General features: G+C 37.7%; 15 protein-coding genes. 12 read left to right on the top strand and 3 right to left on the bottom strand.

What is annotated here, in order from left to right:
* Positions 1-40: 40 nt before the first annotated feature.
* The 3 genes from cbpA to KH893_RS09100 all read right to left on the bottom strand — a co-directional run bounded on the left by cbpA (position 41) and on the right by KH893_RS09100 (position 3,041).
* On the bottom strand, positions 41-676 hold the full coding sequence (cbpA, locus tag KH893_RS09110) for a cyclic di-AMP binding protein CbpA (RefSeq protein ID WP_281165845.1): 636 nt from the start codon (positions 674-676) through the stop codon (positions 41-43).
* 194 nt (positions 677-870) lie between these two features.
* The gene (locus KH893_RS09105) at positions 871-1,836 is read right to left on the bottom strand and encodes an L-lactate dehydrogenase (protein ID WP_281165844.1); all 966 of its coding nucleotides are present in this window, start codon (positions 1,834-1,836) and stop codon (positions 871-873) included.
* 206 nt (positions 1,837-2,042) lie between these two features.
* Entirely contained in the window at positions 2,043-3,041 is a 999-nt protein-coding gene (locus tag KH893_RS09100) for a D-2-hydroxyacid dehydrogenase (RefSeq protein WP_281165843.1), read from the bottom strand.
* 318 nt (positions 3,042-3,359) lie between these two features.
* Here KH893_RS09100 and pth point away from each other — a divergent pair, with 318 nt between their 5' ends.
* The 12 genes from pth (at position 3,360) to lysS (ending at position 18,033) form a co-directional block, all read left to right on the top strand.
* Positions 3,360-3,929 (top strand): aminoacyl-tRNA hydrolase, encoded by a 570-nt coding sequence (gene pth / locus KH893_RS09095; RefSeq protein WP_281165842.1) that lies wholly within the window; start codon positions 3,360-3,362, stop codon positions 3,927-3,929.
* A 10-nt stretch (positions 3,930-3,939) separates the two neighbouring features.
* The gene (mfd, locus tag KH893_RS09090) at positions 3,940-7,485 is read left to right on the top strand and encodes a transcription-repair coupling factor (protein ID WP_281165841.1); all 3,546 of its coding nucleotides are present in this window, start codon (positions 3,940-3,942) and stop codon (positions 7,483-7,485) included.
* Positions 7,463-9,001 carry an oligosaccharide flippase family protein gene (locus KH893_RS09085; protein WP_281165840.1) on the top strand — a complete coding sequence of 513 codons (1,539 nt, stop codon included), beginning with the start codon at positions 7,463-7,465 and terminating at the stop codon, positions 8,999-9,001. The genes mfd and KH893_RS09085 overlap by 23 nt, the downstream gene beginning before the upstream one ends.
* A gap of 17 nt (positions 9,002-9,018) precedes the next feature.
* Positions 9,019-9,270 (top strand): RNA-binding S4 domain-containing protein, encoded by a 252-nt coding sequence (locus KH893_RS09080; RefSeq protein WP_281165839.1) that lies wholly within the window; start codon positions 9,019-9,021, stop codon positions 9,268-9,270.
* A 79-nt stretch (positions 9,271-9,349) separates the two neighbouring features.
* Positions 9,350-9,748: an FtsB family cell division protein gene (locus KH893_RS09075; RefSeq protein WP_281165838.1), complete on the top strand. Its 399-nt coding sequence runs from the start codon at positions 9,350-9,352 to the stop codon at positions 9,746-9,748.
* A gap of 89 nt (positions 9,749-9,837) precedes the next feature.
* Positions 9,838-10,329, top strand: a complete 492-nt coding sequence (locus tag KH893_RS09070) for a S1 domain-containing RNA-binding protein (protein WP_281165837.1) — start codon at positions 9,838-9,840, stop codon at positions 10,327-10,329.
* A 69-nt stretch (positions 10,330-10,398) separates the two neighbouring features.
* Complete coding sequence (gene tilS, locus KH893_RS09065) at positions 10,399-11,775, top strand: tRNA lysidine(34) synthetase TilS (RefSeq protein WP_281165836.1); 1,377 nt, start codon at positions 10,399-10,401, stop codon at positions 11,773-11,775.
* The gene (gene hpt, locus KH893_RS09060; RefSeq protein ID WP_281165835.1) at positions 11,772-12,317 is read left to right on the top strand and encodes a hypoxanthine phosphoribosyltransferase; all 546 of its coding nucleotides are present in this window, start codon (positions 11,772-11,774) and stop codon (positions 12,315-12,317) included. The genes tilS and hpt overlap by 4 nt, the downstream gene beginning before the upstream one ends.
* Positions 12,318-12,396: 79 nt before the next feature.
* Positions 12,397-14,448, top strand: coding sequence for an ATP-dependent zinc metalloprotease FtsH (gene ftsH / locus KH893_RS09055; RefSeq protein WP_281165834.1), 2,052 nt, complete (start codon positions 12,397-12,399; stop codon positions 14,446-14,448).
* Positions 14,449-14,530: 82 nt separating this feature from the next.
* Positions 14,531-15,409, top strand: a complete 879-nt coding sequence (gene hslO, locus KH893_RS09050; RefSeq protein ID WP_281165833.1) for an Hsp33 family molecular chaperone HslO — start codon at positions 14,531-14,533, stop codon at positions 15,407-15,409.
* A gap of 75 nt (positions 15,410-15,484) precedes the next feature.
* Positions 15,485-16,504 (top strand): tRNA dihydrouridine synthase DusB, encoded by a 1,020-nt coding sequence (gene dusB / locus KH893_RS09045; RefSeq protein ID WP_281165832.1) that lies wholly within the window; start codon positions 15,485-15,487, stop codon positions 16,502-16,504.
* Between the two features lie 38 nt (positions 16,505-16,542).
* Positions 16,543-18,033: a lysine--tRNA ligase gene (gene lysS / locus KH893_RS09040; protein ID WP_281165831.1), complete on the top strand. Its 1,491-nt coding sequence runs from the start codon at positions 16,543-16,545 to the stop codon at positions 18,031-18,033.
* The last annotated feature ends 948 nt before the right edge of the window (positions 18,034-18,981 follow it).

The raw sequence follows: 18,981 nt of genomic DNA, 5'->3' as shown, positions 1-18,981 counted from the left end.
ATCATAAAAAAACAAGTTGATTATTTTAATCAGCTTGTTTTTAGGCTTGTAAATTTTCAATCTCAGTTACTTTAAACTCTTTGCGTTCCAGATTGGCAACGATTTTTTTTAACTTCTCAGAAGTGATTCCGGCTGGCAGAGTAAATAATGTTCGGTGGACCAGATTTCTTACTTGAACATCTAAGGTAATACAGCTAGCAATTGAAGTATATTTGGTAATGATCTTAGCCATGTTAACTAAGTCGCCGCGTTCACCAGTTGAAACAACCGTTAGAACATAACTGCCAACGTCAACATTCCAAGATTGCGAAAGCATACTTAACAGACTGGAATGGGTCAAAATTCCATAAAAGAAGTTATGCTCATCCAAGATGGTAATATAAGGTAAATCTTTAATAGTGAAAAAAACATTAAAAAAAGCTGAATCCAAGGTAACAAACTTAGTTGCATTTTTAAGTAAGTAAGTAACTGGTAACTGCATATCGCCACCACGTGATTTATGACGGTAAATATGCATTTTATAAATGTTTCCCCGAAAGATCTGACCGGTCCGATCTAAGATAGGGACGCAACGAAACCCTGAACTTTCAAGGACTTGTAAGGCTTCCGCTAAAGTAATGTCCTCTCTAACAGTTGTTAGAACTTTTTTAGGCTTGATCAATGATTTAAATAGCATGAACATCCTCCAAATTAAAATTTCCTAATATATCTTAGCATAGATTTAAGATAAAAAAAGAGTAAATTTAAGAATTATTAGAAAAACTTTCAATTTGAAAAAGCAATTAGAAATATCGGGAGAGAAGCTGAAGAATAAAAAACCTGGAGAATAAAAGCTATTCTCCAGGTTTTTTAGACTGTCAATCAAGTAGATTAATTTTTCTTTAAGTTATTCAGACCATCAGTTAAAACTTGCTTCAAGGTTTTAGCGGAAGCAGTCATTTTTTGACTTTCTTCTGCATTCAATGGAACTTCCAGAACTTTAGCAATTCCGGTACCATTAACGATTGCTGGTGTACCAATATAAACATCATTCAAACCATATTGTCCATCCATGAATGCGGAAACTGGCAAAACAGCATTTTCATCACGCAAAATTGCTTTTGATAGACGAGCAAGTGCGGTAGCAACACCGTAGAAAGTAGCACCTTTTTTATTAATAATTTCATAAGCCTTATTACGAACATCATCTTCAAGTTTAGCTAAGTCATCTTTAGCAAGCCCTTTTTCTTTTGCTAAATCAGTAACCGGTACGTTACCAACAGTTGCAGTTGAAAAAGCTGCAAATTCGGAATCACCGTGTTCACCCATGATATAAGCATGGATTGAACGTGGATCATTAACATCCAAAGCTTTGCTTAAAGCAACCTTCAGCCGAGATGTGTCAAGGGAAGTACCTGAACCTACGACACGATTCTTTGGAAAACCAGAGAACTTCCAAGTAGCGTAAGTTAAAATATCAACTGGGTTGGCAGCTACTAAGAAGATACCATCAAAGCCTGAGTCGACAACTGGTTTAACAATACTTGATAAGATCTTCAAGTTTTTATTAACTAAATCAAGCCGAGTTTCACCTGGCTTTTGCGGTGCACCAGCAGTGATAACTACTAAGTCGGCATCTTTGCAATCAGAGTATTCACCTGAATAGATTTTTTTAGGAAATGAAAGTGGCGTAGCATCTTCTAAGTCAAGTGCGTCTCCTTGAGTACGATCTTTGACGATATCAACGATCACGAATTCTTCGGCAACGCCTTGGAGAGCCATTGCATAAGCATAAGTAGAACCAACGGCACCGTCACCGACTAAAACAACTTTTTGATGATTTTGTGTTTTTGACACAGAACTTCATCCTTCCATAGTGAATTTTTTAACACTCCAATTATATCACTTTTAAAAAAGATAAGAAATCTATTTTACAAAATGTTTTCATGGAAACTGCTGGCTGCTTTTGCAAAAAAAAGCTGTTGAAATAACTTTCAACAACTTTTTAAAATTAAATTTTCAATAATTGTTCCAGTTAACTAGGCTTTTCACTTAGCAGCTGTTTAAAATTTCACTAATTTATCAGAATTTCCAGTTTCGATCAGTGATTTGTTAGCATCCATCGCAAACCAAACCATATTATGAACAGCTTTTTTAGTATAGAAAGCGATGTGTGGAGTAACGAGAACATTATCACGTTTCAACAAATTTTTTAATCGTTCATCTGGGATCTTATCAAAACTACCAAAATCAGTATTGAAAACGCCAACCTCATCTTCATAGACATCAAGAGCAGCACCTTTGACTTTGCCCGAATCAAGTGCCCGGATCAAAGCGTCAGTGTCAACTAAAGTTCCTCGAGCAGGATTCAAGACATAAACGCCATCTTTCATTTTGCTGAAAGCTTCATCGTTTAACATATGTTCATTTTCCTTGGTTGCCGGAGCATGAATCGAAAGTACATCTGATTTGGCGTATAGTTCTTCTGGTGTATCAACATAAATGCCTTCTTTTTCCAATTCTGGATTATGGAAGACATCGTAAGCAATAATTTTAGCACCAAAACCACGATAGATTTGAATAGCCGCACGACCGATCCGACCGGTAGCAAAGACACCGACAGTCATTTGGTTTAATTCTTCTGCTACATCTGGAGCCCAACGCAAATCTCCGTTGGCAATTTTACGATCAAATGTCTTCGTATTGCGTAGTAACCGCATTAACTCAGTTACCGTAAATTCAGCGATTGCTTGTGGAGAGTAAGCTGGCACATTAGTGATTTTCAAACCATTTTGTTTAACTGCAGCAGTATCGACGTTATCAACGCCCACATTCCGCAAAGAAATATTTTTAACTCCATAGCTAGCTAATTTGTTTAAAACATTGGCAGTGTAAGGCTTTTGTTGATAAACAACTACCCCATCGGCCCCTTTAGCTAATTCAACGGTGGTTTCATCAAGTAATTTACCAGTTGAAGCCACTGTAACCTCAGGATTAGCTTTACCCCACTCATCTAGGTAAGGCTTTTCGTCAGCACGAATACCATAAGCAACAATTTTCAAAATAACTACCTCCTAATTTTCTAAAAATAAAATGCCGTCTATATTGTAACATAATTTGAAAATTCGGTTACAAAAATTTTGTTACAAATGTAGCTATTTTATTATATTTTTTTAAAAACTAAAGCTGTTAAGAGATTAGCAATTGAATTATGATTCACAAAAAAATGAAATTTTATGAAAAAGGACTCTTTTAAAATTTGAAAAGGCAAATGGAAATGTTTTATGATTAGAATTTATTACTAGGTTATAGTAATATTTAGCTTTGAAGATGATAGAATTGACAGTAAATAATAAACGAATGGGAATGGTGTGTTAGTTATGAAACTTGTTGTCGGATTAGGGAACATTGGAAAAGAATATGAGAATACACGGCATAACACTGGTTTTATGGTCCTTGATCATTTAGCCCAACAGGCCGGTTTGACTTTTACTGGACCGCGACAAGAAGCAATGTTAGCTAAAGGCCATTACTGTCAACAGACTATTTTATTGGCTAAGCCAACGACCTATATGAACGAGTCTGGTCGAAGTGTTCGGGCACTGTTAAATTACTACGACTTAGAGCCAGATGATCTTCTAGTTGTCCATGATGATTTGGATTTGCCAACTGGGCAATTACGTTTGCGTCAAAAGGGCTCAGCTGGTGGACATAATGGAATTAAAAGTATTATTGCAGCTGTTTCGGGGCAAAACTTTAAAAGAATTCGGATCGGGATCGATCATCCAAACAAGCAAACCGTCGTTGATTGGGTCTTGTCACGATTTGATGTACAACAGCAAAGCCTAATTGCGCAAGGAATCGATCAAGCAATTGAAGCAATTAGATTTTGGCTGGAAACTGATGATTTTAATCAAGCTATGAATCGTTTCAATCGTAAGGAGAAATAAAATTTCAAAGATGAAAATTGAAGATATCTTTTTAAAATTGCCGGGGTTAAATAACTTTTTAACAATTATCAAGCAAAGCCAAAAAAGTAATTTTCTGTTGACAGGAATACAGCCAGCAATTAAAGCTTTTTTACTGGCAAACGTTTTTCGACAGTTAGAAGTTCCGCTACTGGTGATTGAGGATAACCTAAATCACGCACAAGGATTGGTTGAGCAATTGACGGCTCTTTTAGGAGAAGAAAAGGTTAATTTTTTTCCAGTCGAAGAAACGTTAGCCGCAGAAGCAGCAGTTGCCTCACCAGAATATAAAGTGGAAAGAATTAAAACTCTTGTGGGGATTCAAAAAAACGCTATTACTGTAACAACGATTAGTGGAGCAACGATGCCACTTTTGCCGCCAGAAATATGGCAAGAAAACATTTTACAGTTGAAGATCGGCGACGACCTCAGTGGGCTCGATTTGACTAGCCAACTCCTGAAGCTAGGCTACGTTCATGAGCAATTAGTTGCTAAGCCAGGCGATTTTGCGATCCGTGGGTCGATTATTGATGTTTTTCCTCTAAATGATCAAAATCCAGTCAGGATCGACTTATTTGATACACAAATTGATTCGCTGCGAAGGTTCTCAGTAACTGATCAACGAAGCATTGAGAATATCGAAAGCATCAAATTCTTTCCAGCGACTGAGTATCCACTGAATGAGACGTTGCAACAGACTGCTTTATCACAGCTTAATTTGTTATATCAGTTAGCAATCGAAAAAGTTACTGAAAAAAAGTTTGCACAACAGTTACAGTCAACTTTTAATGAGCTGCAACTGGCTTTAAAAAACTATCAGTTTCCTAAAACAACAGCGGGGTATCGCCGACAGTTATTAAGTAAAACTGTTTTATTAGCAAATTATTTGCCAACGGATGCGGTTTTAGTTTGTGGAGATTACGCCAAAATTAAGGAAAATGATCGTTTACGATTACAAGAACAGTCTGCTTGGCAAGTTAATCAACTGGCTCAAGGGAAAATGTTTAAAGCAGCCTCTGATTTGCCAGACTTGAAAATGGTTTTAAAACAATTACAGCAAAACAAGCTTTTCCTATCACTTTTCCGTAAGGGAATGGGGCGCCTGAAATTTGCTGCCATTGATGACTTGCAAGTTAGAATCGTTGAACGTTTTTTTGGACAGATACCATTGTTAAAATCGGAAGTGACCCGCTGGCAAAAACAAAAACAAACCGTTATCTTTGCGATTCCTTCTGCTAAAAGATTGCAGAAAGTTTATCAAACACTAACTGACTTTGGGATTAAAGTTGTAATCAATCAGCGGGATCAGATTATTAGTGGGCAGTTACAATTGATGCTATTAAATTTTACGCAAGGTTTTGAATTACCAGAAGTCAAACTGACAGTTGTAACTGAAAACGAACTTTTTCAGAAAGTCAAAACAAAACAATTCCGTCGCCTAACGATGGAAAATACTGAACGCTTAAAAAGTTATACTGACTTAAGGAAAGGTGACTTTGTTGTTCACGTCAACCATGGGATCGGACGCTTCTTAGGTATTAAAACATTGGTGGTTGCTGGTAAGCATCAAGATTATTTAACGATCGAGTATCAAGATCAAGGGAAATTATTTGTTCCGATTAATCAAATCGATCGGGTTCAAAAATATGTCTCGGCTGAGGGGAAAGCACCGCATATTAATAAGCTTGGCAGTGGCGAATGGACTAAAACCAAACGTAAAGTGGCGACTAAAGTTGAGGATATCGCTGATGATCTGATTGAATTGTACGCTCAACGTCAGCTGAACAAAGGTTTTGCGTTTTTGCCGGATGATGATTTGCAACGGCAATTTGAAGCTGCCTTTCCTTATACGGAAACTCCAGATCAATTGCGAAGCACCGCTGAAATCAAACATGATATGCAGCAAGTTCGGCCAATGGATCGACTTTTAATCGGTGATGTTGGTTATGGGAAAACAGAGGTTGCTTTGCGGGCAGCTTTTAAAGCAATTGAAAGTGGCAAGCAAGTCGCTTTTTTGGTGCCAACGACAGTTTTGGCTCAACAGCATTATGAAACGATGCTAACCCGCTTTAATGAATTTCCAGTTAAGGTGGGAATCCTATCACGTTTCCGGACACCTAAGCAGATTAAGGAAACGATCAATGGTTTGCAATCAGGCCAGCTTGATATTGTTGTCGGAACACACCGCTTATTATCAAACGATGTTAAATTCAGAGATCTTGGCTTGCTGATCATTGACGAGGAACAGCGCTTTGGCGTTAAACATAAGGAAAAAATTAAACAATTACGGGCGAATATTGATGTTTTGACACTTACAGCAACTCCGATTCCGCGAACTTTAAATATGTCAATGCTAAAAGTTCGTGATTTATCAGTGATTGAAACTGCGCCTTTAAATCGTTTTCCAATCCAAACTTATGTGACAGAACAAGATTTCGGCTTAGTAGCGGATGTAATTCATCGTGAAATAAATCGTGGAGGTCAGACTTTTTATTTGCATAATCGAGTGGCTGATATTGAAAGAACGGTCAGTGAATTAAAGACATTGATTCCAGATGCACGAATTGGTTATATTCATGGACAAATGAGTGAAAATCAGTTAGAGCGAATTTTATTTGATTTCCTTAATGGTGAATATGATGTTCTAGTTACGACCACAATCATCGAAACGGGGATTGATATGCCCAATGTCAACACTCTAATTGTTGAAGATGCAGATCGCATGGGATTAGCTCAGCTCTACCAGCTGCGTGGCCGGGTTGGTCGAAGTAATCGAGTAGCTTATGCGTATTTTATGTATCGACCTAACAAGGTTTTAACAGAGGTCAGTGAAAAAAGATTAGAGGCGATCAAAGACTTTACGGAATTAGGTTCGGGTTTTAAAATTGCAATGCGTGATTTAGCAATTCGTGGAGCCGGGAACTTATTGGGAAAACAGCAGCATGGCTTTATCAATTCCGTTGGTTATGATCTTTATGTTCAAATGTTGCAGACGGCAGTTGCCAAAAAACAAGGCAAGCAGCAAAGCATCAGCAGTGATGCAGAGATAGAACTTAAATTGGAGGCTTATCTGCCTAACGATTATATTAGCGATCCGCAGCAAAAAATTGAAATTTATAAACGAATCCGCAGTATAAAGAATCAAACACAATTTGATGAAGTTCAAGCAGATTTAATAGATCGTTTTGGCGATTATCCGCCAGCTGTTGCCAATCTATTAGCGGTTGGCCGGTTGAAGATGTTAGCCGATCAAAGTTTAGTCAAAACAATAACACAAAAGGAAATGCAATTTTCAATTGATTTTGAAGGCCGATTTGAAAGGCTCTTGAACGTCCGTCAGTTGCTCAAAGCTTTGGCGCAGACTAAACTGAAAGCAACGATTAAAAGCGATGCGGATCAATTAAAGATCGTTTTTTATCAGCAACCACAAACAACAATTGAAGATACCTTAACTCAGATGAGTAATTTGTTTACGGTTTTGAATCAAGAAGTCAAGGCAGCGAAGGAGAGATCCTATGGAGCAGCATCAGCCAAATAACTTGATTTTACGAGGAACCGTTCTTTTAACGCTATCTTCGCTAATCATCAAGATTTTAAGTGCGGTTTACCGCATACCTTTTCAAAATTTGGTTGGAAATACAGGCTTTTATATTTATCAGCAAGTCTATCCGCTTTATGGTTTGGGAATGACTTTTGCTTTGAGTGGTTTTCCCGTATTTATTTCCAAAAAGGTCGCCGAGCAACCGTCAATCGAAAAAAAGTATTTGATTGGCCGAGATTACTGTTACGTTCTAGTGATTTTGGGGATTGGTTTATTTTTGTTGATCGAGGGCAGTGCAGGATTTTTAGCCAGGCTAATGGGCGATCAACAGTTAATTCACTTGATTCAAAATGTCGGCTGGATGTATTTATTGATGCCCTTTTTAGCTTCTGGCCGTGGTTTTTATCAAGGATTGTTTGACATGAAGAAGACTTCTTATTCGCAATTGGTCGAGCAAACAGTGCGCGTGATCGTAATTATTTTGGCGGCATATTGGGCAAAGAAGACGAGCAGCTCGCTTTATCAGGCTGGCAGTTGGGCAATGCTGGGCGGAACTTTTGGTGGGCTAGCGGCATTACCATTTTTCTTGAAGACTTTTATCAAGGACTTTTCGCATTTACAGGTTAAATTAAGATGGAGTCGCTTGATTGATTTAGCCAAACCGCTTTTTACAGAAGGCTTACTGTTTTGCTTAAATGCTGCTTTGCTGATTTTGCTTCAATTGGTTGATTCATTCACTTTCAGAAATGCTTTACAGGCTAGTGGAATTAGCTTTCATGCAGCGGCAAATTTGAAGGGGATTTATGATCGTGGTCAACCACTAGTTCAGCTGGGCTTAGTAGTGACCAATTCACTAGCAACCAGTTTTTTGCCAGAACTGGTTAAAAGCCGACAGACAACTAATTTTAGGGACTTTCAACAAAAAGTGCGTAATTTATTTCAAGTGGCTTTGTTGTTTGCTTTAGCAGCAGCTGGTGGTATGAGTATTTTAATGCCGCAGATCAATTGGTTATTATTTAATGATTCTTTAGGCTCCTTAACTTTAGCAGTCAACAGTTTGATGATTCCTTTGGCCACTTTAGTGATCTTGGATAACGTCCTATTACAAAGCCAGGATCAAAAACTCCGGGTGGTTTTAATAATTGGTACAATGATTTTGATCAAACTGGTTTTAAATTATCCGCTAGTCTTTTATTTTGGTATTGTAGGCGGAGCAGCGGCTTCTGATTTAGCCTTATTGGCTGCGAGCTTATTTGGCGGTTATTTAGTTACTGAAATTGGTTTTAGCTATTTAAAAAATGGTAATTGGCGGAAGTACTTAGCAATTATTGTGCCAATGATTGTAGTCGTCAAAATTGTCAGCTGGTTAATGGAATTAATAATCGTTCCAAATCGATTCAATAATATTTATGTTTTGGTAGCAGCAATTTTGTGTGGAGTAGGAATTTTTGTTGGATTAGGTGTCAAATATAAGTTGTTAAATTTGAAAACTATTAAAAAAAATCTGGGATAAAAGAATGGAGAAGAAAAATGCGTCTCGATAAATATTTGAAAGTATCACGTTTGGTCAAACGCCGAACGGTTGCCAAGCAAATTGCTGACCAAGGCAGGATCTTGATCAATCAAAAAGTTGCTAAATCATCAAGCAATGTGGTTGTGGGAGATCAACTGACTTTAAAATTTGGCAATCGGCTGTTAATTGTAAAAGTAGTTTCATTAAATGAAAATGCTAAAAAAAATGAGGCAAGCGAACTGTATCAGATTATCAAAGAAAAATCATAGAATAATTAGACTGGGAATTAGACTATGCATCAATTACTTTGGTATAATTAATGCAAATAATTAATTAGGAGTGGACAATTTGAGTCAAAGTCAGAAAAAAATCAAAGTGCTTCAAACTCCTTACTTTGAACAACAATATTCTCAGTCGCAAATTCGTGCACGCCGCAGACAGCTTAAGCGGGTCCATCAGAAGCGATTATTGGGCATTAGCTTGATTTTCTTGGCTATTTTTTCAATTTTAACTGTTCGGATTGTTAAAACCCAACGCTCAACTGCTGACGTTGTGCGGCAGTCAAATGTTGCTCAGAAAAAATTAAAGCAGGTAACAACTCAGCGGAAGAATCTAAAACAGCAAGTCAAACAGCTAAATAATGATGATTATTTACAAAAACTCGTTAGGGAAAAATATTACTATAGTAAGAGCGGTGAAACAATTTATAATTTGCCAGCAGGAAGCCAAAATAATCTAGCAAAATAAAATTGTTCAATAATTTTTAATGCTTGTTGCATCCCTTGCTAGTCGTGTTATACTGAAGTGTATACAATTTAAGGAGGAACAGCTTTTTTATGTCAATTGAAGTAGGGGCTAAGGTCACTGGTAAAGTTTCAGGAATTACTAATTTTGGCGCTTTTGTGGATTTAGGTGAAAAAAAGAATGGGTTAGTTCATATTAGTGAAATTTCTGACAGTTATGTCAAAGATATTCATGATGTTTTAAGTGTTGGTGATAAAGTCACCGTTAAAGTCCTTTCGATTGCACCTGATGGCAAGATCGCTTTGTCGATCCGCAAAGCTGTTGACAAAACTCCACAATCTGCTAAGGGTGGCTACTCACAAAATAATCATTTTGAAAAACATCATGCTAATCATAGTGCGGTTGGTGTCAAGACACATAATTCCAGCGCTGCGAAAAGTCATAATTTCCAAAGATCTGAAAGCAAACCAAAAGATTTTGACAGTTTACTAGCCGGTTTCTTAAAAGAAAGTGAAGCACGTTTAACTTCACTGAAGCGAAATACAGAAGGAAAACGTGGTGGTCGTGGCGGCCGCCGCAGTTAAAAATTGAAAATTGTCCTTCATTGAAGAATTAAATTTAATGAGGACAGTTTTTTTTTAAGGTGATTAGTCATGGAATTTACTGATAGATTTTTAAAAAGTTTTAACTTAACCAGTCATTCCTCTAAGGTTTTAGCGGCAGTTTCGACGGGCGTTGACTCAACGGTTATGTTGGATTTACTGCTGCATTTGCCAAAAGCAAAACGTCCCCAAATTTATGTTGCTTACGTAGATCATCAGTTGCGAAAAGAAAGCAAGGAAGAAAGCAAATATCTTAAAGACTTTTGTGCTAAGCATGATTTGAAGTTGTTTAGTTTGACCTGGCCAATAGAAATTCATCCAACAACTGGAATTGAAGCAGCTGCAAGAAAATTTCGCTATGATTTTTTTAAGAAGATAATGCATGAAAATAACATCAATGAGCTTTTGACAGCGCATCATTTGGATGATCAAATTGAAACTTTTTTAATGAAATTGATTCGTGGCGGACGATTAGCGCAATTAGAAGGGATTAAACCGCGGACAGAGTTTTCAGAAGGGTTGTTCTTGTTGCGGCCTTTGTTGCCGTTCACCAAAAATGAATTGCGGCAATATGCAAAAAAAAAGCATTTAAAATATTTCGAAGACCAAACAAACTATCAAACCAATACATTACGAAATCGATTGCGACAAATCGTAATTCCTGAATTAATTCAAGAAAATTCAGGGTTTAAAGATCATGTTATTGATTTTATGCAGCAGCTTGGATTAGATGAAGAGTTGTTGAATTATGAAGTTCAAAAAAATTTTAATAACATTAGAATTACACATGCCCAATTTTCACTTGATTTTTGGCAATCCAAATCTGAGCTATGGAAGCAGAAATTATTAGAAAAAGTTTTTGAAACAAATGTCAAAAAATTCAAGCGAGAACAATTAGGTGAGGCCAAGAATTTATTGGAAAATAAATTTAAACCTCAAGGCCGACTTGATTTAGGAAATGGCTACGAGTTCTATAAAGACTATAATTTTTTTGGGATCTTAAAAAAGAATGCCCAAAAGCTGTCTTCTCCTCAAGAGTATGAAACAGAGCTTAAACTTGGCAAGTGGGTCAAATTGCCGGATAATAATCTGGTAGGTCTTTTTAAAACAGATCATTCAGTTCCTGATATGGACTGGGATACAGAAGCGTTATATTTTTCTAGTCAAATTAAGTTTCCGTTAAAAATTCGGCATCGCAAACCTGGGGATAAACTAGCAAGTAAAATTGGTCATCAAAAAGTCAAAAAAATTTTGATTGATCAAAAGGTTAATTTACTAGATCGAAAGCAGGCTTGGATAGTTTGTGACCAATCGGATCAGCCACTGTGGTTGATTGGTTATAAAAAATCCGATATACTTCAAGCTGATATAGTAAGAAAAAGCAACAGCGAATACGTGGTAATTTTTAGGAATGAGGATGCTTTATGAATCAGGATATTGAGAGAGTTCTTTACAGTCAGACACAAATTGCTGAGATCTGTCAGAAGCTAGGTGCTCAGCTTTCAAAGGATTACCATGGCAAGAGGCCCTTGGTTATTTGCGTCTTAAAGGGCGCTATTTTGTTTATGTCGGATCTTGTACGACAAATGGATACGCAGCTGGAAATAGATTTTATGGATGTTTCCAGCTATGGCAATGCGACCGAGTCTTCTGGATCAGTCAAGATTTTAAAAGATCTGGATATATCGGCTGCTGACAGGGAGGTCTTGATTGTTGAAGATATAATTGATACTGGAAGAACCTTAGCATGTTTAGTTGATTTATTGAATCATCGGCATGCTAAGTCAGTCAGAATCTGTACTTTATTGGATAAACCTGAACGTCGAGAAAAACAAATTTCGCCAGACTATGTTGGATTCAAAGTTCCCAATGAGTTTGTTGTCGGCTATGGGCTCGATTATCAAGGCTTATATCGCAACCTACCATATGTTGGAATTTTAAAACCTGAGATTTATATGCAAAATCAATAGTCAATATTAGTCAAATGTGCTATCATTTAAACAATGGTCGTTCTTACGGTTAAAGGACGTTAGGTCAAGGAGGGAACCAATGAACAATAAGAAGAATGGACTTTTTAAAAACAGTCTGTTTTATATTGTGATTTTCCTTGGGATCATGGGAATGCTTTATTACTTTTTCGGAGGCAAAGGGAATTCTCAGTCTCAGCAAATCCAATCAAGTCAGTTTATAACTGAATTAAAAGATAACAATGTCAAAAGTTTCACGATGCAGCCATCTGGTAGTACCTATAAAGTAACTGGTACCTATCGTCATCCCAAAAAAGTTTCAAGCTCCAGTGGCTTGGGTAGCTTTGGTGTGTCAAGCAATGAGACAAAGTCATTTACTACCAATGTGTTAACCAACGATGTCGCTGTTAAGCAAATTCAAAAATATGCTCAGCAAAATGACGTTAAAAATGGTGCTAAAGAAGAAGAGTCAAGCAGCTTATGGTTACAACTATTAATATATCTGTTACCAGTGGTCTTCTTCATTTTCTTCTTCTACATGATGATGGGTCAAGCGGGCCAAGGTGGCGGCAACGGGCGAGTCATGAATTTTGGCAAGTCCAAAGCAAAACCAGTCGATAAAAAATCGAATAAGGTTCGCTTTTCAGATGTCGCTGGTGCGGAGGAAGAAAAACAAGAATTAGTTGAAGTCGTTGAATTTTTACGCGATCCAAATAAATTCCTTTCACTTGGTGCTCGGATTCCTTCTGGGGTTTTACTTGAAGGGCCTCCTGGAACTGGTAAAACTTTATTAGCCAAAGCAGTTGCTGGCGAAGCTGGAGTTCCATTTTTCTCAATTTCTGGTTCGGATTTTGTTGAAATGTTTGTTGGTGTCGGTGCAAGTCGTGTGCGTGACTTATTTGAAAATGCCAAAAAGAATGCTCCGTCAATTATTTTCATTGATGAAATTGATGCCGTTGGACGCCGGCGGGGTGCTGGCATGGGCGGCGGTCACGATGAGCGTGAACAAACACTTAATCAGTTATTGGTTGAAATGGACGGCTTTGAAGGTGATGAAGGTGTCATTGTTATGGCTGCTACTAACCGTTCAGATGTTTTGGATCCGGCTTTATTGCGGCCAGGCCGTTTTGATCGCAAGATTTTGGTTGGTCGTCCAGATGTTAAGGGACGTGAAGCTATTTTAAAGGTTCATGCTCACAATAAGCCGTTAGCGAATGATGTAGATCTAAAGATGATAGCTAAACAGACTCCAGGTTTTGTTGGTGCTGATTTGGAAAACTTGCTGAATGAGGCGGCATTATTAGCTGCTCGGCGTGATAAAAAGCAAATTGATGCTTCTGATATTGATGAAGCGGAAGATCGAGTAATTGCCGGGCCTGCTAAGCGTGATCGGGTCATCAGCAAACATGAACGAGAGACAGTTGCTTTTCATGAAGCGGGACATACAGTTGTTGGTCTCGTCTTAAATGATGCTCGTGTCGTTCATAAAGTAACGATCGTTCCACGGGGCCGCGCTGGTGGTTATGCTATTATGCTTCCCAAAGAGGATCAGATGCTTTTAACGAAGAAAGATATTACCGAGCAGATTGCTGGTTTAATGGGTGGTCGTGCTGCTGAGGAAATAATTTTCCATGAACAGTCTTCAGGCGCATCAAATGATTTTCAACAAGCTACTCAATTAGCACGGGCAATGGTAACTGAATATGGAATGAGTGACAAGCTTGGTCCAGTGCAATATGAAGGTCAAAGTGCAATGTTTGCTGGTGATGCTTATTCGGGTCAACCAAATTATTCAGCTCAGACAGCCAATTTGATTGACGAAGAAGTTAAACAACTCTTAAATGATGGTATGGTGACTGCTAAGAAGATCATTCAAGAACATCGTGATCAACATCGAACAATTGCTGAAGCTTTGCTAGAGTACGAGACGCTGGATGAAAAGCAAATTTTAAGTTTGTTTGATACTGGCAAGATGCCTGAAAAACATGAAGAGTTTCCGAGTGAAAAAGCTGCAACTTTCGAAGAATCAAAAGAGGCATTGAAACGTAAGGAAGCGGCAAAACAAAAAGCTGATCAAAGCCGTGATGATGATGGTGATGAAAATGACACCACGACTTATTATCCAAAAGATTAGTAAAGTTTTTAAATAGATAGAAATAAGGCGGAATAAGACTTAAAGTTTTGTTCCGCTTTGTGTTTTGACTTGAGGAGAAAGTATGCGAGATTATTTAACCAAAACGATGGCTTTTAATGGCCAATTTAGAATTTATACTGCTAATACTACCCGCTTAGTGACAAAAGCTCAGCAAGTTCATAATACTGAACCAGTGGCTACAACTGTCCTAGGCAGAACGTTAACGGGCACTGCCCTTTTAAGTGCAGCTTTGCTTAAAAAAAAGGGCCTTTTGACCGTTAAAATTCAGGGAAATGGTCCATTAAGTCCAATAGTTGCTGATGGGAATGCTCAAGGACAAGTAAAAGGGTATCTTCATTATCCAGAATCTGACTTGCCGCAAAACGATTCGCAAGCAATTTCGATTAAGCAAGCAGTTGGTCAAAAGGGGACTTTAGCAGTTACCAAGGATCTTGGCTTAAAAACACCATTTACCGGACAGGTTCCGTTGATATCAGGAGAAATTGGTCAAGATTTAACTTACTATTTAGCTAAATCAGAGCAGATTCCTTCAGCAGTTGGCGTTTCAGTTTCACTAAAGCCAAATTCTGATATCAAATCAGCTGGTGGCTTTTTAATTCAAGTGTTACCAGGTGCGCAGTCCAAGCTGATTGAAAAAGTTGAAAAACGGATCAGCAGCTTGCCAGCCATCAGTGCCCTGCTGGCAGAAGATGGCAGTTTGGAAAATTTGATCCATCGAATTGTCAAGACGGATCAAGTTGAAATTTTAACGAAAGTGCCCCTTGATTATTGTTGTAATTGTTCTAAAGAAAAATTTGCTAAAGCCTTAGCTAGTTTGTCTGCTAAAGAGCTTGAGACAATTATTAATGAAGATCATCAGGCAGAGACGATCTGTCGTTTTTGCGGCAAAAAATATTTTTTTAACGAGTCAGAATTAGAAAAATTGCTAAAATTGAAATAAACGTGAAGTTAGTTTTTAATTCAAATTGATTTATGCTATGATGCAAAAGAATAATTAGATAAATGAGGTGTCGCAATGAAGTGGAAGATCGGTGACATTACGATCCCAAACCAAGTAGTCGTAGCTCCAATGGCTGGAGTTACCAATGTAGCTTTTCGAATGATCTGCAAAGAATTTGGCGCTGGTTTAGTCGTTTGCGAAATGATTTCTGATCGCGGAATTCAGTTTAGAAATAAAAAGACTTTAGGAATGCTCAAATTTGATTCACGCGAACATCCGGTTAGCGTACAAATTTTTGGCGGCAACAAAGAGACTTTGTTAGCAGCAGCAGAGTACATTGAGGAACATACTAATGTTGATATCATTGATATTAATATGGGTTGTCCGGTACCTAAAGTTACCAAAGCTGAGGCTGGGGCAAGATGGTTGTTAGATCCGGATAAAGTTTATGAGATGGTTCACGCGGTTGCTTCTGCCTGTCATGTACCAGTAACTGTTAAAATGCGAACTGGCTGGGATAGCGACCATTTATATGCAGTTGAAAATGCATTGGCCGCTGAAGAAGGTGGGGCTGCTGCATTAGCAATGCATGGCAGGACTCGTGCTCAGCGGTATACCGGTCATGCTGATTGGGGCGTATTGAAAGAAGTCGCAGATCACTTGACTAAGATTCCATTTATGGGCAATGGTGATGTCCGGACGCCACAGGAAGCTAAAAAAATGTTAACGGATGTTGGTGCAGATGCAGTGATGATTGGTCGGGCAGCTTTAGGCAATCCGTGGATCGTTAAGCAAACAGTTGAATATTTGGCCGGAAAACCAGTTGTTGCTGAACCAACTCCAACTGAAAAAATTCAAGTTGCCAAAGAACACTTACATCGTTTGGTAGCACTAAAAGGTGGCTATATTGGCCCACGAGAATTTCGAACCCAGGCAGCTTATTATTTGAAAGGTATTCCGCGTTCAGCAAAAGCTAAAGCAGCTTTAAATGCAGTCGATACGGAAGAAAAAATGATTGAAATTTTTGACTGCTTTCAGCAAGAAGCTGAAGAATTTATCGCAAAAAGAGTAGCCCGGCGTGCTAAAATAGGCTAAGAAGATTAATTTGCAGTAAAAGAACTGGAGGATTAAAGTTGACAAAAGTTGAAAATCTCAATGATCAATTAAAAGTTAGACGTGAGAAGATGGATGAGCTTCGTCAAGAAGGAATCGATCCATTTGGGCATCGGTTTGTTAGGGACTCAATGTCGCAAGAGCTACATGACAAATATGATGATTTGACCAAGGAAAAATTGGAAGAACTTAACCCACAAGTTACAATTGCTGGTAGAATGGTTGCTAAACGCGGAAAAGGTAAAGTCGGTTTTGCTGATATTCAAGATCGCGATGGCCGTATGCAAATCTATATCAGAAAAGATATAGTTGGTGAAGAAAAGTATCATATTTTTAAACGTTCTGATTTAGGTGATCATTTAGGATTGACTGGAACGGTTATTAAAACGGATACTGGTGAATTGACTCTCAGAGTTACAGACTTGACTTTTCTTTCAAAAGCTTTACGTCCTTTACCAGATAAATTTCATGGTTTGCAGAATGTTGAACAGATTTATCGTCAGCGTTATTTAGACTTGATTTCAAATCGTGATAGTTTTGAGCGCTTTTTGAAACGAACTAAAATTATTTCAGCAATTCGAAAGTATTTGGATGAACAACGTTTTATTGAAGTAGAGACACCGGTGTTGCATAATCAAGCTGGCGGTGCTGCTGCTCGACCATTTATTACACATCACAATGCTTTGGATATTGATTTATATTTGCGAATTGCATTGGAACTTCATTTAAAGCGCTTGATTGTAGGTGGTATGGAGCGAGTTTATGAAATCGGCCGTGTTTTTCGAAATGAAGGCATTGATACCAAACATAACCCAGAGTTTACCATGTTGGAGTCTTATGTAGCCTACTATGATTTTACTGATGTTATGGATGAGACGGAGGGAATTTTCAAGGCAGCAGCTAAAGTTGTTTCTGATAATGGTCAAATTGAATATCAAGGAAATTCGATCGATTTTAATAAGCCTTTTAAGCGAATTCATATGGTCGATGCAATCAAGGAGGAAACTGGGATCGATTTTTGGCAACCAATGACACTCGAAAAGGCTCGCAAATTAGCCGATGAGAATCACGTTCATTATGAATCTTATTGGAAAGTCGGTCATATCATTAATGAATTCTTTGAAACTTTTTGTGAGGCAAAAATTAAGGATCCAACCTTTGTTTATGGACATCCGATTGAAGTTTCGCCATTGGCTAAAAAGAACGCAAAGGACCCGCGCTTTACGGATCGTTTTGAATTGTTTATTTTGGGAAATGAATTTGCTAATGCGTTTAGTGAACTTAACGATCCAGTTGATCAGCGTCAGCGCTTTGAAGCTCAAGTCAAAGAACGCGAGGCCGGTAATGAAGAAGCTGAAGGGATCGACGAAGATTATGTTGAAGCTCTAGAATATGGTATGCCGCCAACTGGGGGCTTGGGTATTGGGATTGATCGACTGGTAATGTTAATGACAGATGCCCCATCGATTAGGGATGTTTTATTGTTCCCAACATTAAGGCCCGATAAATAAATTAAGTTTGCTATTTAATAAATATTAATAAGTATTGGATAAGACACAGTATTTTGCTTTCAATCCAGCGTTGACTCTAAATTGAAAGTAAAGTACTGTTTTTTTGAATCAGGAATTGCCGAATTGAGCGTAATAGTTTCTTAAAGCAAATCTCACTTAACGTCTAACCCTCCAAGCTTTTTTTCGAGTAGAGATTTGATTTGTTGACAACTTGGCGAGTTATGTCACTCGTCTTATCAATTAGGCTTTAACCATTGGTGAATTTTCATGTCGTAACTTTTAAATAATTTTATTTTACAACTACATTTTTAAGTTGTTATATAATTGTTTTTAAAGACGCTTAGTAAATATTTTTAGTATCTTTAATTTTAGAATGATTGATTCTACGGGCGACGACAGCAAGTTTGTAATTTAAATTGTAGTTGATTTCATAAATACTTCGGGGTAAGATCTTCAAATATTAATTTGCCATCGTTTCTAGTACGATTTTTGTAACAGCTTGATAGCAAAAATTACCTCATTTTGAGATTTTGTCAAGTAGAGTATCTGGGGATTGCTATTGTAAATTTGTAATTTTGTTATTGCATTTAAAGTATAGATTCAGCCTGCAAAGGGTTTTTATTGTTAAGACAGAGTTTAATTTCAGAAGTGATGAAGACAAAACTTGTGCTTGAGAAAATCATCTAAATTTTATATGACTCAAAAAAAAAGCTTGCTAATTTTAATCAGCATGATATAATATAAAAGTTGACTGTTACGTGAGTTGATAGTTAATTCGTAACAGATAAGTAGACCTTTGAAAACTGAACAAAGTTTCGATGAACAAATGTGCAGGGCCTTGAAAAAGGACAACATTTGCGAAGTCAATTCGCTAGTAATAAATTTGAGTCACAAACTTTAAAATGAGAGTTTGATCCTGGCTCAGGACGAACGCTGGCGGCGTGCCTA

It is taken from the genome of Liquorilactobacillus sicerae, from assembly GCF_029916425.1.
GTDB classification, from domain to species: domain Bacteria; phylum Bacillota; class Bacilli; order Lactobacillales; family Lactobacillaceae; genus Liquorilactobacillus; species Liquorilactobacillus sicerae.
The sequence above is the reverse complement of the archived record's forward strand: the minus strand, read 5'-3'. Positions and strand labels throughout refer to the sequence as shown.